This is a genomic window from Granulicella sp. WH15, assembly GCF_009914315.1.
In the GTDB taxonomy this organism is placed as follows: domain Bacteria; phylum Acidobacteriota; class Terriglobia; order Terriglobales; family Acidobacteriaceae; genus Edaphobacter.
This window is the reverse complement of sequence record NZ_CP042596.1, coordinates 3,612,911-3,634,574: the sequence shown is the minus strand read 5'-3', so window position 1 is coordinate 3,634,574 and position 21,664 is coordinate 3,612,911. Positions and strand designations below refer to the sequence as shown.

Genomic DNA, 21,664 nt, shown 5'->3' with positions numbered 1-21,664 from the left:
TTTGTTACTTATTTTGTTTCTTATTCCAAGGAGCTGTGACGATGATGAAGATACAGGCTGCTGCAATGTTTGCTCTCTCCTCTACTCTTGCCTCCGGCATCGCATATGCCGCTGATGCGCCCGCAAAGACGTTGTATGTGCGTGCGGGCAAGCTGATGACTTCGGCCGCCGAGCCTCTGAAGGGGCCGATGACGATGGTTGTGACCGACGGCAAGATCACGGCGATTGGCGCGTCGCTGCCGGTGCCTGCGGGCGCGCAGGAGGTGGACCTCTCGGGTTATACGGTCGTTCCGGGCTTCATCGACTCGCACATCCACTTGAATACTGCCGGTCCGGCGGGTGGGGAGACGAATCCCTCTTATGGCTTGCAGACGCTACGGGCGCAGAGAAATATGGAGTATGCGCTGAAGTCAGGCATCGTCGGCGTGCGCGTGCTTGGGACCGATGGGTTCATCGACGTGGCGCTGGCGGATGCGGTTGATGAAGGCACGGTGATGGGGCCGCACATGCTTCCGGCGGGCCACCCGATGTCGATTCCGGCGGGCCACTCGGATCACTTTACCTTTCCTTCGACGATCAATCTCGACGCTTTCTATACGCCGCTGCAGGGCTTCATCAACTCGCCTGCCGATGCGGAGAAGGCAGTGCATCTGCAGATCAAGTACGGCGCGAAGGTCATCAAGATCATGGCGTCGGGCGGTGTAGGCTCGCCGCTGGATTCGCCGACGGCGGAGCAGTTATCGCCGGAGGAGATGAAGGTCATCGTCGAGCAGGCGCACATGGCGCACGTGAAGGTCTCGGCGCATGACGAGAACACAAAGACTATTCTTGATGCGCTGCACGCGGGTGTCGATTCGATCGAGCACGCCTCGGAACTAAACCAGGAGGCGGTCGATTACATGAAGGCTCATCATGTCTGGTGGGACCCGACGGTCTTCGTCGTGGACAACATCGTGCAGGGCGGAGACCACGGCCCGGCGCACCGTATCCGCAAGGGTAAGGAACTGGCGGCGAACCACTTCGCGAGTTTCAAGCTGGGGCTGAAGAACGGTATGGCCTCGCAGATGTGCGCGGGCTCGGATATGAGCTACGCGCCCGGCACCGGCACCGTGCTGGACGAGATGATTACGATGGTGAAGTTCGGCGCGACGCCGCAACAGGCGCTGGTGGCCGCGACGATCAACAGTGCGGCCCTGGCGGGTTGGAGCGACATGGGAACGCTGGAGGTAGGCAAAGAGGCTAGCTTCGTGGCTCTCGATGGCGATCCTACCGCAGACATCGCAGCCGTGAAGAAGACGAAGGCGGTTGTCTTCGAGGGCAAGGTAGTAGCCGGAGTAGGCAAGTAATCGGCAGCGATGCGGCATACAGCCTTGGTAGGTTAGGCTGTACGCTATTTGTAACTAACTGAGTGCTATTTTGATGGGAGCAGGCGTATGACGGTGAATCGCGTTCTGGTAGTCTCCGCGGGGATGCTCTGCGGCGTGTTGGCAGTGCAGGCGTATGCGCAGGAGACGGCTGCGGATAAAAAAGCAATTGTGGCGACGATCGACGCCAACGCCTCCACTTACAAGCAGGTCTCCAAACAAATATGGGACTATGCGGAGCTTGGCTATCACGAGACCAAAAGCTCGCAGCTCTTGCAGGATCATTTGAAGGAGGCTGGGTTTACGGTGCAGGCCGGTGTCGCCGATGAGCCTACGGGTTTCATCGCGAGCTATGGACAGGGCAAGCCGGTGATCGCGATTTTGGGTGAGTTCGATGCGTTGCCGGGACTGTCGCAGAAGGCGATGGTGGCCACGCGCGAGCCCATCGTTGAGGGTGGCTCGGGGCATGGCTGCGGGCACAATCTGCTGGGTTCGGGAGCGGCGCTGGCCGCGGTGGCCGTGAAGGATTACATGGTCAAAAACCATATCGCGGGCACGCTGCGGTACTACGGCACGCCCGCCGAAGAGGGTGGTTCGGGCAAGGTGTACATGGTGCGTGACGGACTGTTCAACGACGTGAACGTGGTGCTGCACTGGCATCCGGGCGATCGTAACTCGGTCAACAACGGCGGCATGTTGGCGGTGACGTCGGCGAAGTTCACCTTTCATGGAGTAGCCGCCCACGCTGCTGCTGCGCCGGATCGCGGACGCTCGGCGCTCGATGCCGTGATGCTGATGGGCAATGGCATTGAGTTCATGCGCGAGCACGTGCCGAGCAACACCCGCATCCACTACATTGTGACCAAGGGCGGTGTGGCTCCGAACGTGGTGCCCGATCTTGCCGAGCTTTATATCATGGCGCGTAATCCTTCGAGCCAGACGCTGGATGGGATCTGGGGGCGGATCAACAAGATCGCCCAGGGCGCGGCCATGATGACGGAGACTAAGCTCGATGTGAAGATCATCAGCAGTGACTCCAATATTCTGGGCAACGATGTGCTGGCTGCGGAGATGCAGAAGAACCTGGAGTTCGTCGGCGGCTACCAGATGGACGATAAGCAGAAGGAGTTCGCGCTGGCGTTGCAGAAGACGCTGCCTCCGGGCGCGGCTGGCGATCTGAGCCTGACCAATGTAGTCCAGCCGCTGAAGCCCTTCGACCCCAACGGGGCCGCGGCTTCTACCGATGTGGGCGATGTGAGCTGGACGGTACCGACGATTGGTTTGAGTGCGGCTACCTTTGTTCCGGGCAGCTCTGCGCACACCTGGCAGGCCGCTGCGACGACGGGCACGAGCATCGGACAGGACGGGATGGTCGTTGCATCCAAAGCGCTGGCGCTGACGGCGGTGGAGCTGTTCAAGGATCCGCAGCTGGTAGCCAAGGCCAAAGTCGAGTTCGATCGTCAGATGGTGGGGAAGAAGTATGAGTCGGCGATTCCCGCGAACCAGAAGCCACTGCTGAACTATCGGGAGAATTAATTAAAAGGAAGCTGAAAGTAAGTTCTAACAGGCAAATTAAGTAGTAGACAGATGGAATTAATAAGTCGAAGAGGCGAGGCGGAGACGCTTCGCCTCTCTCGTTAAGTCTGGTGGCTATGTCGTTGAAGCGATAGAGAAGGTGATCTCTGAACCGGTATTCAGCAACCAGTCGGAGTTACTGGATGGAGCAGCTTCTACTATTTTTTCGTAGCAGGATATGAGGCTGCCTGGGAAATAGGCTCTGGAACTGCGGGTTTCTCGCACAATCGAAAACGTTGCCTCGCAATAACAATTTTTATTGACACAGTGATGACACTCTCCTATATTCAGGTCACGCCGCAACAAATTGTGATTGCTGTAATGTGAGCACCGAAGGTCCACCTGCTTCGCAGTCTGTGAACTACCGGTTTTGCCTGTTGCATTAAGTTCCATTCCCGAGCTTCACCGCATTGCATTTACATCCTGACTTTAGAGATGAGCTAGGTCTTACTGCCTGGTTATATCTAAACAGCGCCCGAGCTATTCGCTGCTTCGCGGTGTTGTTCGAAGTGACTCTTCTTATCCTGGTATGTAGCCATAGGAGGCTGCGTCGTATGCGCTTGAATCGGAGTCTAGGATTCGTGTCTTCTCTGGGGGCACTCGTATTCTTGTCGGGATGTACCTCGAACAATAAGCCTATGCGTCATCTGGCTGCTGCGCCGCCGAAGCCCAAGCTAGGTATCCGCGCGCACGATGACACTACCTTGCAGATCAACATGGCGATGATCCCGCCGGAGATGCAGAAGGTATTTCAATACATCGACGACCACATCGACGAGCACGTCGAGAATCTGCAGAAGTGGGTGCAGCAGCCCAGCGTCTCCATCAGCGGCGAAGGTATTCCGGAGTCGGCCGAGATGGTGAAGGGATTCTTCGAAAAGCTCGGCTGCCAGGAGACGCGCGTCTACGACGTGGGCATGACCGAGGTTGGAAAGCCCGGTAATCCTGTGGTTTATGCACGTTGCGATGAGGGTGCGCCGAAGACGCTGGCCGTCTACTGGATGTACGACACCATGCCGATCACTCAGCCAGATGCTTGGTCCTCGCCGCCGTTCGAGGCGAAGATCGTGGACGCGAAGGTGGCTGAGGTGCCGAATGCGACGAAGGTACTCATTGGTCGCGGAGCGACGAACTCCAAGGGCCCCGAGATGGTGGAGCTGAACGCCCTCATGTCGATGAAGGCGGTGATGGGTCACCTGCCGGTCAACCTGATCTTCGTTGCGGAGGGCGACGAAGAGCGTCTCTCGATCGGACTGCGCAAGTTCGTCAAGGAGCATCGCGATCTTCTGACTCCCGCGGATGCTTTTATGATGTTTGCCGGTCAGAACGACCAGGGCTTCTCGACGGTGCGTGGTGGCTCTGAAGGCTGCCTGTTCATCGAGCTGTCGACTAGCGGTAAGAGCTGGGGACGCGGCCCGATCCAGTCGGATATCCACGGCATCAACATGCGCTCGGTGGATAGCCCGGCGTGGCGTCACGCACACATGCTGGCTTCGCTGACCTCGCTCGACGGCAACACGCCGTTGATCCAGGGCTTCAACGATGGTATCGAGCCGCTGGATGCGGAAGACAAGGAGATGCTCAAGAAGCAGGCTGCGAAGATCGACATCAAGCAGGCTGCAAAGAATCTGGGCGTAGGCCGCTTTATCGCGGACAACGCCGAGCAGATGGTGAGCATGGCTCGCTATCACACCGCCTTCGACTTCGACGGCGTGTGGGGCGGCAATATGTTCGCCGGTGGTTCGGGTTCGATCCTGCCCAACAAGATCACCTCCAAGCACAGCATCCGGTATCTCCCGAACCAGCACGGCTCGGATATCGTGAAGAAGATCCGCGCGCAGCTAGACCGGAATGGCTACAAGGATGTTGAACTGACCGTGATCGGCGACGATGAGTGGTCGAAGATGCAGTACGACACCGACATCGCGCACGCGGTCGAGAAGACCTACGACGCCTTCAACATTCCGTACCAGAAGCTCTCGAAGAACGAGACGATTCTGGCTGGCGGAAACGAGATGGGCGGCGCATGGCCTGGCTATATGTTCACCAATGGACCGCAGGGCGATACGACCTTCACTCCTGTAGGTCTTCCGATCGCCGGTGGCGGCGCGGGCGGCGGTGGACGTGCTCACGCGGCGGATGAGTATTACGTGATCGAAGGAGCGGGCAAGCGTTACGGTATCGCTGGCGGTGAGAAGTCCATCGCCATGGTGATGTGGAACTTTGCCCATACCACCACGACTACGCCGAAGAGCGAGTTGAACAAGAAACCCTAAATCGCTGAGGATAGGTGTCGGGGAGTTACTCGCTCTCCGGCACCTATCCAACTATTTCCTGTCTCGCTACGCTCAGCGCGTAGCTGCGGCGGCGTATTACTTAATTGATTTGCCTGAATGGCCGTTTGCACTGCAAGATAGCTCAATCTTCCGATATTTACTGGGGAATCTGGTCCACGAATATTCCTTGACCGACACTCCTCTTGAGTAACGTCTCGCCACATAAATCCGACGAAAGAGCCAACGACAAATGACACCTGTTATCTCGATTCGAAATCTAACTAAAACCTACAAGATGGAAGACATCGAAGTGCACGCGCTGAATTCGATCTCCATCGACATTAACGCGGGTGAGTTCGTATCGGTCATCGGCCCGTCGGGATCCGGCAAATCTACCTTGATGCACATTCTGGGCTGTCTGGACCAGCCGACCAGTGGGCAGTACCTGCTGGATGGCCGCGATGTCTCGCACCTGAGCGACGACGAGATCTCCGGCGTTCGCAATCGGCAGATCGGCTTTGTCTTCCAGGGATTCAACTTGTTGACCAGGACGACGGCGCTCGAAAACGTTGAACTGCCGCTGCTCTATAACCACGGCGCGAAGGTGTCGGCAGCCGATCGCAGAAAGCGTGCCATGGAGGCGTTGGCCTCGGTGGGTCTTGAGAATCGTCACTCGCACCACACCAACCAGCTCTCCGGTGGACAGCAGCAGCGTGTGGCAATCGCCCGTGCTCTGCTGAACAATCCTTCCATCCTGCTGGCCGACGAGCCGACCGGAAACCTCGATAGCCGCACGAGCGTGGAGGTCATGGACATCTTCCAGAAGCTCAAGGACGAGCGCGGAATCACGATCGTTCTGATCACGCACGAGATGGAGGTCGCGGAGTATGGCTCGCGCATCGTCTCGTTCAAGGACGGTGTCATCACCTCCGACATTGAACATCACACCCGGCGTACGGCGAAGGGTGAGCTTGCAGACATGCCGCTCGCGATCACGAAGGGAAAGATCTAATGTCCGTAAAGACCAGCTATACCATCGCCCTGAAGGCGCTACGTAGAAATAAACTACAAACCGGACTCACGATGCTGGGCATGACCATCGGCGTGGCGACCGTGCTGACGATGGTTGGGCTTGGCAACGGAGCTCAGACGGCTATTCAGGATCAGGTGCGTGCGGCAGGCATGAACCTGATCGTGGTCACGGCTGGCAACTACCAGGTGCAAGTGGAAAAGGCCGCGGCTGATGCGATTGAGCCGGCGGCTTATGAACCGGCTCCGATGCCTCAAGCTCCGGTGTTGAAGCAGATTGCCTGGGATTCCAGTCAGCGGGCTCACTTCCTTCTAGCTGGGCACCCCGAGGATGATCCCTTCGCGGTTCACAACCATCCCACTTCGCGTCAGCGTCTGGGCGACTCGGAGGCTGGTCTTGGTGCGGCGGCTACGTTGACCAACGACGACGCCAACGAGATCCGCAAGATCAAGGGCGTGCAGTACGTCTCGGAGGGCATCCACGAGAATGTGCACGTCGTAGCGGGAGACAAGCGTTGGTACACGCGTGTTCATGGCGACGATTCTTCGTTGCCGCTAATCCGCCGCGCCTGGGTCTTTCCATGGGGACGTTTCTTCAACAAGAAGGAAGTCTCCAGCGCGAAGCAGGTCTGCGTTCTGGGATATGTCACCAGCCAGAGGCTCTTTGGCGATGCGTCTCCGATTGGAAAAGAAGTAACCCTGTGGAAGCAGACCTTTGAGGTCGTGGGTGTGGTGGGCAGCAGCAGCTGGCTGGTAGCTCCGGAGCCGGGCGACGATCAGTTCGACGCTATTTACATTCCGATCAGCACCATGCAGAAGCTTCTCAATCTCTCCAAGCTGAACGACATCACCTTGACGACGTTGTCGACCGGAGATGTCACACGTGTCTCTAAGACTGTGACCGATCTTCTGCGGAAGCGTCACAATATCTCAGCCAAGGCTCCGGACGACTTCACCGTAACCAACCAGGCTCGCAAGGAGCTTTCGAAGGGAAGCATGAGGCCGGAGATTGCGCAGGCCGTCGTCGGCAACATTGATGGTCTGGAGAAGGTGACGCTGGGACAGCTCTCGAAGACGCTCGATCGGTCGAGCCAGACAATGAGTGTGCTGCTCGGAAGTATCGCTACTGTGTCGCTTATCGTCGGCGGAATCGGCATCATGAACATCATGCTGCTCTCTGTTACCGAGCGTACGCGTGAGATAGGTATTCGCCGCGCAGTGGGAGCTACATCCAGCGATGTGCTTATGCAGTTCGTCATCGAGTCGATTACGCTCAGCGTGGTCGGGGGGCTTTTAGGCATCGTCATTGGATTTATAGTTGCCGCAGCCATCTCGCACTCCGTGCAATGGTCTACCTCGATCTCGCCTCTATCGGTCATCGCAACCTTTCTCATCTCCGCCGCCATCGGAATCTTCTTCGGCTGGTATCCTGCCCGGCAGGCTTCGCGCGTTCCTCCAATTGCTTCCCTGAGGTTTGAATAATGCTCAAGAATAGTTTCCAGATTGCACTCAAAGCGCTTGGGGCGAATAAGCTCAAAACCGGCTTGGCCGTGCTTGGTATGACCATCGGTGTGGCGGCTGTTCTTACGATGTTTGCCCTGGGCACAGGCGCTCAGGAGAGCATCTCTTCGGACGTCAAATCGGCCGGTACTACGCTGATCTTCGTGAAGGCTGGTAACTTTACCCGCGGCGGCGAGCAGTCCAAGATCGCCACCGGTATGGGATCGGCCAGCACGCTGACATCGAATGACGCTTATGAGATCGGCAAGATCGACGGCATCGGACACATGGCGGCCACCATCCGCGCGCGCGGCTGGGTGGTCAATGGCGGGGAGCGTAACTACGGCCAGATACTTGGTACGGACTTCGAGTATCCGCTGATGTACGACTTCAAGTTCAAAAAAGGTAAGTTCTTTAAAGCGAGCGACGTCGCTAATTCGGCGAATGTTGCCGTTCTGGGATCTGTACTGCGTGACCAGCTCTTTGGCGAGGGCGTGAATCCGGTCGGAAAGACGATCACGGTTCGCGACCACGAGTTCACAGTAGTTGGTGTGTTTACCACTAGCGACGAGGAGCAGGGGCAGATGGTGTTTGTCCCCTATCCGGTGATGCAACAGATCATGGGCTTCAACTACATCACGGGCATTACGATTGCAGCGGGCCAGGCTGGAGACGCGACGCGCATCGCAAGCGACGTCAAGACTCTGCTGCGGCAGCGGCACAAGCTGGATGCGGCCAAGCCTCATAACTCGGGCGAGGCAGTGAACGTGATGCCGGGTGCACAGTTCGGCACGGCGGATGACTTTACCGTGACAACACAGGCCGAGGCCGCGCTGACCAAGGGCCTGACGACATCGGTCTCCTCGTTCATCCTGGCGAACATGCCTTCGATGGACCAGGTGAACATGCAGGAGATGTCGGGCACGCTGAACCGCGCCGGTGCGACGATGACGGCGCTTCTGGGTGCGATCGCAACGATCTCCCTGATCGTCGGCGGAATCGGCATCATGAATATCATGCTGGTGTCAGTAACGGAGCGTACGCGTGAGATCGGTATCCGCCGCGCTGTGGGTGCACGGTCTTCCGATGTGCTGATGCAGTTTCTGGTGGAGGCGGTCGTGCTCAGTCTGATGGGCGGCGTGCTTGGAATCATTTTGGGTTTTATCGCATCGTTCGCGATCACGCACCTGCTCATGTGGCCGGCCAGCGTATCGCCCACTGCCGTTGCGCTGGCGTTCGGTATCGCGGGGGCGACCGGGGTCTTCTTCGGGTTCTACCCGGCCCGGCGTGCTTCAGTGCTGAATCCCATCAATGCGCTGCGGTACGAATAACTTCTTCTGTCACGCGGCGAATCCTGCTTGGATAAGAAGCAGAATTCGCCGCATGGCTTAGGTCGATACGAGAGATTGATCCACACGAGAAAGTAGTATGGCGCTATGTTCAGCTACCTTGTTGCCCTGAAGTCACTGCAGAAGAATAAGCTCCAGACCATCCTGACTATGGTGGGGATGATGATTGGAGTTGCCACTGTTGTAACCATGATTGCACTGGGCAGCGGAGCGCAGAAGGCCATTCAGGATCAGGTCCGCGCTGCGGGAATGAACCTCATCACGGTTACAGCCGGCAACTACCAGGTAGAGCGGGTCGATGACTCCGGCTCGGATGGGATGGATGGCCCGGCGACCAAGGCGGCTTTCCATGTGCCTTCGCGTGGCCAGGGTGCGCGTCTCGCATCGGCGACCTGGGACCCAAATATCAAGCTGCATAAGGCATTCGTCTTTGTTCCCAACCGCTTGAAGAATCAGTTGCGGCCTGGAGATTTCAAAGCTGGGCATGGCGCGGCAGAGACCCTGACGATGGATGACGTCGATGCCATTCAAAAGCTCTCCGGTATCCAGTTTGTCTCTTCGGGTTTGCACGGCAACATCAATGCGATTGCGGGTGACAAGCGCTACTTCACGCGGATGCACGGTGAGGGCACGGAGATCATCGACATACGCCGAGGCTGGGCTCTGCGTTATGGGCGTTTCTATACCAGGCGGGAACAGAACAAGGCCGCTCACGTTGTGGTTCTGGGCGATGTCGCCAGCAAGGGACTCTTCGGCGATACCAACCCCGTGGGCAAGACGGTAACGATAAAGGATCAGCCGTTTGAGGTAATTGGTGTCGTGGCCACCAACACGTGGATGGTTCCCGAGACGGAGGGAGACGATCAGTTCGACGCGGTCTATATCCCGATCACTACCGTGCAGCAGTTGCTGAAGATCTCATACCTCAGCACGGTTACTATCACTACCTCGTCCACTGGCGATGTAACTCCGATCTTGAAGGCAGTTACTGAGCTACTGCGGAAGCGTCACGGAATTACGCTCGATATGCCGGATGACTTTATCGTCAGCAGCCAGGCCCGCAAGGCGATGTCGAAGGGCGGCGTGCAGACGGATGTGGCCAGGGCCGTGATGGGCAACGTCAACGGCCTCGAGAAGGTGACGCTGGAAGAACTGGGCAAGACGCTGGACCGCGCCAGCACCACCATGACCGCGCTGCTGGTAAGCGTTGCGACGGTGTCGATGGTCGTCGGCGGCATCGGCATCATGAATATCATGCTGCTCTCGGTGACCGAGCGCACGCGTGAGATCGGCATCCGCCGCGCGGTGGGCGCACGTTCCGACGACGTGATGAAGCAGTTCCTCTACGAGGCGATTACGCTCAGTCTCTCCGGCGGCATCCTGGGGATACTGGTCGGCGTCATCATCTCTATCTCGATCACGCAGTTTGTTCACTGGTCTACGAACGTATCGGGGCTGTCCATCATCATCTCGTTCGGCATCTCTGCGATGGTGGGAATATTCTTCGGCTACTATCCTGCACGCGAGGCCTCGAGAGTCTCTCCGATGGACTCATTACGGTACGAGTAAGCCGCAGAAATAAATTCTTGCGCATAACTAAGGCGTAGCTCTTGAGTTGGTGAGAGCCACGCCTTAGTTATGCGCAAGCTAGTTTGATTTTGTATCAGCCCGATTGCCTGTGATGTCGATATCAGGCTGAGTCATCAGGTCGTGGTAGCGTTGCCAACGCTCTTCAATGGTTGACTTACCTGGATCAGGCCCTTCGATATAACTCTGCATCAGATCGACGCCATAGGTGTAAGTCAGCACATAGCTTCGATACTCGTTGAGATACAAAAGCGTCGCCTTGGTATGAGCCATGAGCGCCTCGTTCTCCAGAGCCTCGCTGGCGTGGAGATACTCAAGCGTTCCATCCAGGTAACCGCGTGCGATAGATGGTTCAACGACGTGGAGCTGATCGACCAGGCGCTCCACGCGCAGATATTTTTCGGCCTGTGCGGCGTCGAGCCCAGCCAGTGGAAATAGCTCCTTGCGCTCGAACTCGAGTCGCTCGGCGTCGGTGAAGGCTAGTTGGGTGGCGTAGACGGCGGCGGACTCCGAGATCAGCGACTGGGGGCTGAAGGTGGTCTGCACGGTCAGCTCGGGCCACTGTGTCTTGCGGACCAGTGTTGCGTCGCGAGTGGAATTGAAGACGTGGTGACCGGGGTAGCCCTCGTGGCAGGCGAGCTGCAGCGCGCGATCGACGGTGAGAACAAAGTCCGTATTGAGCTGTAGGACGCTGTGCAGGTTGCCGTAGTAGCGGCTAAACGCGCTCCAGGGCTGGTTTGTCGTGTACTCGAGCGTGGTGGATTCACCCGCGGGCAGTGGGATGTGGGCCGCGGTGATCTGGCGGCAGGCAGCGATGGCGCGCGTCATCACGGCGGGAATGAGCTTGGGCGGAATGGCGAACTTCTGGTCGAAGGCCGCATAGCGCGTGGCCAGCGAGCCGGTGCCGCCGATGGCGCGGTCTATCTCAGCGCGCACCTGGGCAAGATGCTCTTTGTCGTAGGTGGCGGGAGCCTTGATGCCGAGCAGCGCCTCGCTCTCGCGATCGAAGGGCATCTCGTTCTGCTGCTGGCCGATGGTCAGGATGTCGATGCGCACGGCGATGGCCTTAAGCTGGCGCAGGAGAAAGTCGACGCGTTGCTTCTGGACGGGGTCGGTGATCTCAAGCTGCCGGATCTGTTCTTCGAGAGCTAGCGCCGACTTTTTAATCTCCGGATAAGTCGGGGGATTCTTGTGAATATCGGCGACTAGCTCGGGTGGCCCGTAGTAGTAGTCGAGCGACTCCTTATCGCGTTCGCCCAGAGCCACGGCCAGGCGGACGTAGGCACGTGCATCGTCGTCGAGTGCTTCGATCGGCGGTGCACTGCGCTTGCAGGAGACGGTGCAGCATAGGACGGCTAACGCAAGGCAGCGGAGGGCTGCGGGCCACTTCGAAGAGAGCCGGTGCGCAGATGAGGTGTGACCCACGTCGTGGTTAGGATCCATCGGTGGCCCCAGTTTACATGCCCGCCGACATGGCGGGAGAGGTATTGCCGAGCCAGCCCGAGAGGCAGAGGATAACGGCCATCGCCACTGCTTCAGACAGCAGGAGACGGGCAAGAAGCTGAAGCCTGGGAGCACTCGCGTCCTTAGCCAGACAGGTGAATCGGCTGGCTCCGCCGAACGCGAACGCGATCAGCACGACGGCGATCTTGGCGAGCAGCACCTTGCCCCACAGCGTCGTCCACAGGCCCGCAAGGGGGCCGTTGAGCTCGCGGTCGGAGGTGTAGACGCCGCTGAGGAGCACGGTGATGACGGCGTAGGTAGCGAAGCGCGAGAGCTGTTCGCCGTAGCTCCAGATGGCATCGGGTCGCACCCTGCGGACAAGCAGGGGCAGGACGAAGAAGCCGGAGACGAGGATGGAGCCGGACCAGACAGCGGTGGCGAGGATATGGAGCACCTGCACGGACTCCATCAGGGTGAAGTCGCCGTCATCGGCTGCATGGCCGGAGGCTGCTTTGACAGCGGCGATGAGCGCCAGCGCCAGAATCGTGATGATAGACCTCGAGCGCCAGCGGATGGAACCACGAAGGCTCGGCCTGGCGAGAGTCGCCAGTAGGAGCAGAACGATGGCGCAGGAGTTGATGTACCAGAGCTTGCCCTGATGGGTAGAGGAGAGGATGGATGGGATAAGGGCAATGTTGTCGCGGAAGCTGGAGGAACCGCTCATGCTCGAAGCTAGAAACCAAGGGCGCGCCAGGTGAGCCAGAATCAGGAGAAAGATGAGAGCCAGCATGAGACGGCGGGCCGATCTCTCGGAGAACGTATGCTGCACAGAAAGAAACGCAGGCACAGCCAGCCAATGGTCCGCGAGCAGGAGGCCCACCATCAGAGCGAAGGTGGCGTCGGTAAGGGTAGAGAGCAGGATGCTCAGAAACAGGATCGGTCCGTTCAATTACTTCACCCTATGGCTGTTTTCTCTCGACGACGGAAGTAAGTTGGCCCATGTCACCCTGAGTTTGTCACCCGAGTTGCTGTTTGACTTACTTTTTTCTGAGGATGTCCGGAGAACCTCTTGAGTATAAATCGAGCGCAGGCATAGATCATCCAGTACTCTCGGTCGTAGTACTAGATCTCTACTAGAATGGTGCCATTATCCTACTGGAGCCGAACGCATGACCATGCTTGACCTGTGCGCCTACCTGGGGCTTGGTGCCGTGGGAGCGGCAACCCTGAACGTCTGGTTGGGGTTGCTGATGGCGCTGCGCTACAGTCCGGTGCGGCACTGGCCGCATCGCCGCATCAACGTCTTCGCGCTACACCAGTGGACGGCCTACTGCGCGGTCGCGCTGACGCTGGCGCACCCGGTGGTGCTGCTCTTCCAGCACGCGCCGGAGTTCCGCGTGGTCGATCTGCTATGGCCCATCCACTCGCCGTTGCAGCCCAAGCTCAACCTGGCGGGAGCGGCGGCGCTCTATCTTCTGGTGGTTATCCTGGGGTCGTCGCTGCTGCGGCATCGTATCGGCCGTCCCCTCTGGCGGCGGCTGCACTATCTCGCTTTTCCCGCGGTTGCGCTGATCTTTCTGCACAGCATCCTCACGGACCCGCTTCTGAAGGATGGCAAGCCGGATCTGCTGGATGGGGGGAAGGTCTTCGTGGAGGCGGCGTTTCTACTGAGCCTGGCTGCGATGGGGTGGCGTCTGCGGCTGCGGGGAACAGGCTTCCGGGCAGTGCGAGTAACGGCTTAGCCGCGTCTTTTGGCGTTGCGGCAACGTCTTTGCAGGGACCACTACAAATCCGTAGAGCACGGGCGGGTTCTGTAATAGCCTTGGCCTGTCGGCCCGTAGCTGCCGCGATCCCCTTGTTTTAGGAGCCGATGTGACGATGCGTGTCCGTACTTTATCGTGTGCTGTATTGCTGGGGCTGAGTACAGCAGGCGCGTGTATGGCCCAAGCCGGAGGCGTTCCACCGCAACTCTTCTCCGACATGCGTTGGCGCGAGATCGGGCCGATGCGGGCCGGGCGTACGCGTGCGCTGGCGGGAGTGCCCAGCCAGCCTGCGACGTTCTACCTGGGCGCTGTGAACGGCGGTGTCTGGAAGACGACCGACGCCGGGGAGACCTGGCAGAGCCTTTGGGACGCGCAACCCAGCGGCTCCATCGGAACGATTGCGGTTTCTCTCTCCGATCCGAACGTGGTGTACGTCGGCAGCGGCGAGGGGCTTGAGCGACCGGATCTTTCGACCGGCGACGGCGTCTACAAGTCCACCGATGCGGGCAAGACGTGGCAGCACCTGGGCCTGCGCGACGGACAGCAGATCGGGCAGATCGCAATCGACCCGAAGGACCCGAACCGTGTCTTCGTCGCGGTGACGGGGCACCCCTACGGGCCTAACACGGAGCGCGGTTTGTACCGGACGCTCGACGGTGGCAAAACTTTCCAGCGAGTCCTTTATGTCGACGACAAGACCGGCGCGTCCGAGGTCCAGATCGACCCGCAGCACCCCAACATCGTCTTCGCGGCGACGTGGCAGCGGCAGCAGGGGCCGTGGGAGAACGGTGCGTTCTCCGGGCCGGGCGGCCTGTACCGCTCCACCGACGGCGGCGACACGTGGAAGAAGCTCTCGGGCAACGGCTTGCCGGACGACATCTTGCAGGTGCAGATGACGATCTCGCCCAGCGACTCGCGGCGGATGTACGCGGAAGTGGGTAACCTGCGCGGCGGAGTGCAGTTACTGCGCTCGGACGACGAGGGCGTCACCTGGGTGCATGCGCCGGACAACGACACGCGGCCCGAGGCCCGTATCGGCGGCGGCGACGTGCCGGTGCCCGTCGTGGACCCCAAGGACCCAAATACGGTCTACGTGGCCAGCGTGGTCACGTGGAAGTCGACCGACGCGGGTAAGAGCTGGTACGGGCTGCGCGGCGCGCCGGGCGGCGACGACTATCAGAATGTCTTCATCAACCCGAACAACACCGATATCATCGCGCTCGCCAGCGACCAGGGCGTCATCATCTCGCAGAACGCGGGCAAGACGTGGAGCCAGTGGTTCAACCAGGCCACCGCGCAGGTGTACCACGTCACCACGGACAACGCCTTCCCCTACCGTGTCTGCGGCGGCCAGCAAGATAGCGGCAGCGCCTGCGTGCCCAGCCGCAGCGACGACGGCCGCATCACCTTCCACGACTGGCACCCGGTGGGCATCGAGGAGTACGGCTACGCCGCGCCCGATCCGCTGGACCCGGACATCGTCTACGGTGGCAAGGTGACGCGCTACGACCGGCGCACTGGGCAGATTCAGGACGTGGAGCCGAAGCCTCTGCGCAGCTACCGCGTGCTCCGAACACAGCCCCTGCAGTTCTCGCCGGTTGACCCGCACAGCCTATACTTCGCCGCCAACACCCTCTGGCTGACGAAGAACGGCGGCCACGACTGGAAGGAGATCAGCCCCGACCTGAGCCGCGAGAGCTATGAGCTGCCTGCCACGCTGGACGCCTACAAGGACTCGCCCGCAGCCAAGCCGGTGCGACGCGGGGTCATCTACTCGCTGGGGCTCTCGCCGGTCGATATCAACCGCCTCTGGGCGGGCACCGACGACGGCCTCATCTGGACCACGGCCGACGGCGGCGGCCACTGGCAGAACGTGACTCCTCCGGCGCTGAAGCCCTTCTGGAAGGTCTTCAACATGGACGCCGGACACTTCGACGCCCTGACCGACTACGCGGCAGTCAACACCATGCGGCTGGACGATATGCGTCCGCACCTCTTCCGCACGCACGACGGCGGCAGGACGTGGAAGGAGATCGTCAACGGCATCCCCGACGGGGCCGCGACGAGCGCGATTCGAGAAGACCCCAAGCGCAAAGGGCTGCTCTACGCGGGCACGGAGACGCAGGTGTACGTCTCGTTCGACGACGGCGACCACTGGCAGTCGCTACGACTAAACATGCCAGCCAGCTCGGTACGCGACCTCAGCGTCAAGGGCGACGACCTGATCGCAGGGACGCACGGCCGGGGCTTCCTGATCCTCGACAACGTGACCCCGCTGCGGCAGATCGCGGAGAAGGTCGCGGCTGCGAACGCCTATCTGTACGCTCCGCAGACTGCCATCCGCATCCGCAACAACATGAACCCGCCGACGCCCTGGGTTCCGGAGATGGCGACGGGCGAGAATCCTCCCGCCGGAGCGATGATCGACTATGTGCTGGGGCCACAGTTCTCGGGCGAGGTGATGCTGGAGATCCTCGACGCATCCGGCAAGCCGATCACCCGTATCCGCAGCACCGACCCGGTGCCGCCGCTCGACCCGCGCTACCCGGACCCGGTGCTGTGGGCTCGTCCGCCGCGCGTGCTCTCGGCTGCTCCGGGGCATCACCGCTTCCTGTGGGATATGCGCTATCCCGAGGTGCCGGGCATGTCCACCGGCCCGGATGCCGACGAGGCGGTGCCGCACAACACGCCCTCGGTGGCCACCTCGCCGTGGGTGCTGCCGGGCAGCTACACGGTGCGCCTGACGGCTGGCGGCAAGGTGTTGACCGAGCCACTTCAGGTGGTGCTCGACCCGCGCGTGAAGACCTCCACGGCTGATCTCGAGGCGCAGTTCACGGCCTCCCGTGCGATCTACGACGACATGCTGCGGGCCACGGTGGCGATCCACGAGATCACTGTGCTGCGGGACCAGCTCCACTCCGGCGGCTCCCACGTTTCCGAGGCCAATGTGGCTTCTCTGGAAGCCAAGCTGAACCTGATCGCCGGAGCAGCGTCGGGCGGTGGCGGACGCCGCGGCGTGGCCGGCCCGCCCACCCTGGGCTCGGTGCGCACAACTCTGGCGCGGCTGGAGCACTCGATCCAGAACGCTGACGCCGCTCCCACTACGGCTCAGCTTGAGGCCTGCCAGATCGCGGCTCAACCCCTGGCCGGGCTGCTGGAGCAGTGGCAGACGCTGAAGCAGACGGACCTCAAGGTGTTGAACCAGACCCTGCTCAAGCGGCATCTTCCGCTGCTCTCGCTGAACACCGGCGTCATCGACCACGATGTCGAGGACCAGATCGAGCTGGGAGATGAGCCGTAAGGCGGTAGCGTTGGACTGCTATAACGGGCATTAACCAAGGTAGAAACGGCAGGGCCGACAAGGGCGTTTCCCGGTCGGCCCTGTTGCTTTGGGGCCGCGGACAACGGAGGCAGCCGCCTGGGGTGTTGCATATTTAGCCAATAGAGTCACCTCGTCAAGTACTACCCATTGAAGCCGATATGCATCTTATTCCAAGGAGTTCATCCCCTTTTGGTGGAGGCAGGTATCCCCTGAAATCAGGATTACTCCAGTAACCTGCTTCATGCCGATTGGATAAAAATACCATTCTTCGATCCGCAACAATTGGAAAGGAGATTGGTTAGAACAAGTGGAGTGTAAGGATAAACATGGTTGAACAAGATGGTATTTGGGTCACGCTACTCTGGGTTGCAATAGCATTTTCGGGGCTGTGTGTATTTCTGTTCTGGGCAAAGATCTCAGCCTTTCTCAGTGAGAGAAAAGAGATGAAGAAGGCACGACACTGGGCATCCCAGTCCAAGGCTTGAGCTGCTGCATACTCCTCCCCCTCGGTCCATACCCCACGGGTAACCGACCTTCCCTGACGAACACCTAAGATGGCTCCAGAAGCAACGGCAAAGATGCCGTTGCTTCTGAGACAGGTCCAGGCCTTCTTGGGCTAACGCCTCAAGCTCCCACAACTCGCAACACAAACCCCGCCATTCCGGCTCCGACAAAGGGGCCAACGATAGGCACCCATGCGTACGCCCAATCCGACCCGCCCTTGCCCGCGATCGGCAGTAGCGAATGTGCCAGGCGCGGGCCAAAGTCGCGTGCGGGGTTGATCGCGTAGCCGGTCGTCGCCCCCAGCGAAAGCCCGATCGACCAAACCAGGCAGCCCACCAGAAACGGCCCGAACCCCGCCGCCGACCCTGTCGAGAGCACCAGCTTTGAGCCCGTCGCCCCGACCACCAGCACCAGGACAAACGTAGCCACGATCTCGCTGAACAGGTTGGCCGCGTAGGAGCGGATGGCGGGGCCAGTGCAGAAGACGCCCAGTTTGAGCGCCGGGTCCTCGGTCACGCTCCAATGCGGCAGGTAGAAGAGCCAGGCCACGGTGGCCCCGAGGAACGCCCCACAGACCTGCGCGACGAGGAAGGGAAGCAGCCGCGAGAAGTCACCGCTTTTGACCGCCAACGCCAGCGTAATGGCGGGGTTCAGGTGAGCGTCCGCGCTGCCGAAGAGGTTGGCGGTGAAGATGCCGCAGAGCACGGCGAAGGCCCAGCCCGTAGTGATTGCGAGCCAGCCCGCTCCCTCGGCCTTGGTACGCTTCAGCAGGCATCCGGCGACGACCCCGGTGCCGAGCAGCATCATCACAAAGGTACCCACGAACTCTCCGAGAAAGGGGCTTCTCATGCTTCCCGCACCTTGGCCGGAGACGCGCCGGGGGAGAGGATGTACTGTTGTGCCAGCTCCGTAAAGCTCCGAACCTGCTCCTCGGCCCAGCCCGCATCGCGCCCCAGTTCTGCGGCCAGCAGCTCCGCGACCTTCGGGGCGGCCTCGACTGTAGCCCGTGCGTTCAGCAGCAGTGCGCGGGTGCGCCGCGCCAGCGCGTCATCGAGCGTGCGCGACATCTCGTGCTGCGCCGCCCAGACAATCTCCGCGCCGATATACGGCAGCTCGGGATGCAGCTTCTCGGCCAGCTCGGGCCGCTCGTTCGCCAGTGCCTGAACGGCTGCGGCGTCCGTTCCATAGACCGCGAGCGCGCCCAGCTCCTGTGCGTTCTGGAGGTACCCGTGGACGTGCAGGTCGGCGGTGACACAGGGCGTGTCCTTCAGGCTGCCGAGTGTAATCGCGTGGTCCACGCAGTCCTCGGCCATGTGCCGGTACGTGGTCCACTTGCCGCCCACGATGGTCAGCAGCCCCGCGCCGTCGATCTGAATGGTATGGTCCCGCGAGAGCGCTGACGTCTTGCTACCCTCGGCTCCGGCAGCTTTCACAAGCGGTCGAATCCCCACATAGATGCTGAGCACGTCCTTGCGTGCAGGCGGGCGGCTCAGGTATTGGCCCGCCGTCTCCAGGACAAACTCGATCTCCTCCTCGAGCGGCAGCGGCTCGTACGAAGGCTGCTCGATGGGCGTGTCGGTCGTGCCGACCAGCGTGCGGTCGTGCCAGGGGATCGCGAAGAGCACGCGGCCATCGCTGGTGTGCGGCACCATGATGGCGGTGTCGCCGCTCAGGAACGAGCGGTCGAAGACCAGGTGGATGCCCTGGCTCGGGCTGACCATCGCCGGAGCGCCGGGTTCGGAGAGCCGCCGCGTCTCATCGGTAAAGATGCCGGTCGCGTTCACGACGACTTTGGCCTGCGCGGTAAGCCGCTCGCCGGACTCGCGATCCTCCACCACGACTGCGTTGAGGAACCCATCTGCATCCTTCTGTAGCTCTACCGCCGCGACGTAGTTCACCACGGTGGCTCCGTGGTCCACCGCGGTGGCCAGCAGGTGGATCAGCAGGCGCGTGTCATCGAACTGGCCGTCGTGGTACAGCACGCCGCCGCGCAGTCCCTCATGCTGGATCGTCGGCAGCCGCTCCAGTGTCTCTTCAAAGGAGAGGATGCGCGAGCGGCCGAAGTTGTACTTGCCTGCCAGCAGGTCGTACACCTTCATGCCGATGCCGTAGAACGGCGCCTCCCACCACGAGTAGTTGGGCACCACGAAGGGCAGGTCATGAACAAGATGCGGTGCGTTGCGCAGCAGCAGACCGCGCTCTTTCAGAGCCTCCATCACCAGTGAGACGTTGCCCTGCTCGAGATAGCGGACGCCGCCGTGGACCAGCTTAGTGGCGCGGCTCGACGTACCCTTGCCGAAGTCTTCGCGCTCGACCAGCAGCACGTCCAGCCCGCGCGAGGCGGCGTCGACGGCCACGCCCGCGCCCACCGCTCCGCCGCCGATGACGACTATATCCCAGGGCTCGGTACGTTCTTTGATCCGAGCGATCATCTCACTGCGCTTCATGCGGTCTCCCTATTCCAGCCTTTAGCCCTGCCCACCGCGTCCTGCCATCGGGCGTACTTTTTCTTTGCTGTCTCCGGTTCCATCTGCGGAGTAAACACCTGCCCGGCGGGTCGAGTCTTTGCGATCTCGTCCACGCTGCTCCAGAAGCCGGTGGCAAGTCCGGCCAGATAGGCCGCTCCCTGCGCTGTGGTCTCGAGGATCGCAGGCCGCTCCACCGGGATGCCCAGCAGGTCGGCCTGAAACTGCATCAGGATATCGCTGGCCGCCGCGCCGCCATCGGCCCGCAGCATCTTCGAGACGGTGCCGGTATCGTGCTGCATCGCCAGCAGCACGTCGGTCACCTGGAAGGCGATGCTCTCGAGCGCCGCCCGCGCGATGTGCCCGATCTCCGTGCTGCGCTGCAGGCCGATCATCATGCCGCTGGCGTACGGGTCCCAGTGCGGCGCGCCCAGACCGGTGAACGCGGGCACGAGCATCACGTTGTTCGAGCTTTCCACGCTGGCTGCGATCGCCTCAATGTCGGGAGCCTTCTCGAAGAACTGCATCTTGTCGCGCAGCCACTGCACCACCGCGCCGCCGACGAAGATGCTGCCTTCGAGTGCGTACTGCAGCTTGTGCTCCGCGCTGCATGCGATGGTGGTAATCAGCCGCTCCTTCGAGAGTGTGAAGTTGTCGCCGATATTTTGTAGCAGAAAGCAGCCTGTGCCGTAGGTGTTCTTGGCGTCGCCCGGCCGCACGCAGAGCTGACCGAAGAGCGCCGCCTGCTGGTCTCCGGCGATGCCCGCGATCTCCACTTCGCCGAGGCCGAGCGAGGTCGTCACCCGGCCCACCGGCTCGCTCGACCAGACCACCTCCGGCATCATGCTGGCGGGGATGCGGAGCAACTCGAGCAGGTCGCTGTCCCAGCGGTCCTCGACGATGTTGTACAGCAGTGTGCGCGAGGCGTTGGTGCGGTCGGTGATGTGCCGCTTGCCGCTGGTCAGGTTCCAGATCAGCCAGCTATCGACGGTGCCGAAGGCGAGCTTACCCGCTTCGGCGCGAGCGCGGGCTCCGTCTACGTGGTCCAGAATCCACGTTACCTTGGTGCCGGAGAAGTACGGGTCGATCAGCAGGCCGGTCTTGCTGCGGATCGCGTCTTCGTGGCCATCGTGAAGGAGCTGCTCGCAGAATGCGGCGGTCCGGCGGTCCTGCCAGACGATGGCGTTGTAGACCGGCTTGCCCGTCTCGCGGTCCCAGACGATGGTGGTCTCGCGCTGGTTGGCGATGCCGAGCGCAACCACGTCGCGTGGGCGGACGTGCGCGTGCGCCAGCACCTCGACGGCGGCGTTGATCTGCGTGGTCAGGATGTCGATGGGGTCGTGCTCGACCTGGCCGGTAGCGGGGAAGTGCTGGGCGAACTCGTGCTGGGCCATGCCTGCGATGCGGCCGTCGTGGCTGAAGAGGACGGCGCGTGAGCTGGTGGTTCCTTGGTCGAGTGCGAGTACGTACTGTGCCATAGAAGCTCT

At 60.8% G+C, this 21,664-nt stretch carries 14 protein-coding genes; 9 read left to right on the top strand and 5 right to left on the bottom strand.

All coding sequences use genetic code 11. The annotated features are described in order from the left end of the window. Positions 1-41 precede the first annotated feature (41 nt). The 7 genes from FTO74_RS15060 (at position 42) to FTO74_RS15030 (ending at position 10,662) form a co-directional block, all read left to right on the top strand. On the top strand, positions 42-1,346 hold the full coding sequence (locus tag FTO74_RS15060; RefSeq protein ID WP_162538881.1) for an amidohydrolase family protein: 1,305 nt from the start codon (positions 42-44) through the stop codon (positions 1,344-1,346). Between the two features lie 87 nt (positions 1,347-1,433). Next, positions 1,434-2,900 carry an amidohydrolase gene (locus FTO74_RS15055; RefSeq protein ID WP_220399029.1) on the top strand — a complete coding sequence of 489 codons (1,467 nt, stop codon included), beginning with the start codon at positions 1,434-1,436 and terminating at the stop codon, positions 2,898-2,900. A gap of 677 nt (positions 2,901-3,577) precedes the next feature. Continuing rightward, a complete protein-coding gene (locus FTO74_RS15050; RefSeq protein WP_162538880.1) occupies positions 3,578-5,215 on the top strand; it encodes a M20/M25/M40 family metallo-hydrolase in 1,638 nt (545 codons plus the stop codon). 295 nt (positions 5,216-5,510) lie between these two features. Continuing rightward, positions 5,511-6,227 (top strand): ABC transporter ATP-binding protein, encoded by a 717-nt coding sequence (locus FTO74_RS15045; protein ID WP_255462303.1) that lies wholly within the window; start codon positions 5,511-5,513, stop codon positions 6,225-6,227. Next, a complete protein-coding gene (locus FTO74_RS15040) occupies positions 6,227-7,726 on the top strand; it encodes an ABC transporter permease (RefSeq protein ID WP_162538878.1) in 1,500 nt (499 codons plus the stop codon). Before FTO74_RS15045 ends, FTO74_RS15040 begins: the two co-directional genes overlap by 1 nt. Then, positions 7,726-9,075, top strand: coding sequence for an ABC transporter permease (locus tag FTO74_RS19565; RefSeq protein ID WP_220399028.1), 1,350 nt, complete (start codon positions 7,726-7,728; stop codon positions 9,073-9,075). The genes FTO74_RS15040 and FTO74_RS19565 overlap by 1 nt, the downstream gene beginning before the upstream one ends. Positions 9,076-9,180: 105 nt before the next feature. After that, complete coding sequence (locus FTO74_RS15030; protein WP_162538877.1) at positions 9,181-10,662, top strand: ABC transporter permease; 1,482 nt, start codon at positions 9,181-9,183, stop codon at positions 10,660-10,662. Between the two features lie 78 nt (positions 10,663-10,740). Here FTO74_RS15030 and FTO74_RS15025 read toward each other — a convergent pair whose 3' ends face one another. Together FTO74_RS15025 and FTO74_RS15020 are read right to left on the bottom strand one after the other, a co-directional pair. Next, complete coding sequence (locus tag FTO74_RS15025) at positions 10,741-12,123, bottom strand: hypothetical protein (protein WP_162538876.1); 1,383 nt, start codon at positions 12,121-12,123, stop codon at positions 10,741-10,743. A 13-nt stretch (positions 12,124-12,136) separates the two neighbouring features. Next, positions 12,137-13,072: a CopD family protein gene (locus FTO74_RS15020; protein WP_162538875.1), complete on the bottom strand. Its 936-nt coding sequence runs from the start codon at positions 13,070-13,072 to the stop codon at positions 12,137-12,139. Positions 13,073-13,292: 220 nt separating this feature from the next. On the opposite strand from FTO74_RS15020, the gene FTO74_RS15015 reads away from it, so the two are divergent. Then, a complete protein-coding gene (locus FTO74_RS15015; RefSeq protein WP_162538874.1) occupies positions 13,293-13,865 on the top strand; it encodes a ferric reductase-like transmembrane domain-containing protein in 573 nt (190 codons plus the stop codon). A 196-nt stretch (positions 13,866-14,061) separates the two neighbouring features. Further along, a complete protein-coding gene (locus FTO74_RS15010; RefSeq protein ID WP_162538873.1) occupies positions 14,062-17,187 on the top strand; it encodes a glycoside hydrolase in 3,126 nt (1,041 codons plus the stop codon). 645 nt (positions 17,188-17,832) lie between these two features. On the opposite strand, the gene FTO74_RS15005 is transcribed toward FTO74_RS15010, so the two are convergent. Genes FTO74_RS15005 through glpK form a run of 3 tightly spaced genes read right to left on the bottom strand, consistent with a single transcriptional unit; the run spans position 17,833 to position 21,655 of the window. Further along, on the bottom strand, positions 17,833-18,561 hold the full coding sequence (locus FTO74_RS15005) for an MIP/aquaporin family protein (RefSeq protein ID WP_162538872.1): 729 nt from the start codon (positions 18,559-18,561) through the stop codon (positions 17,833-17,835). Beyond that, positions 18,558-20,159 (bottom strand): glycerol-3-phosphate dehydrogenase/oxidase, encoded by a 1,602-nt coding sequence (locus FTO74_RS15000; protein WP_162538871.1) that lies wholly within the window; start codon positions 20,157-20,159, stop codon positions 18,558-18,560. Before FTO74_RS15000 ends, FTO74_RS15005 begins: the two co-directional genes overlap by 4 nt. Beyond that, positions 20,156-21,655, bottom strand: coding sequence for a glycerol kinase GlpK (gene glpK / locus FTO74_RS14995; protein ID WP_162538870.1), 1,500 nt, complete (start codon positions 21,653-21,655; stop codon positions 20,156-20,158). Before glpK ends, FTO74_RS15000 begins: the two co-directional genes overlap by 4 nt. Positions 21,656-21,664 lie beyond the last annotated feature (9 nt).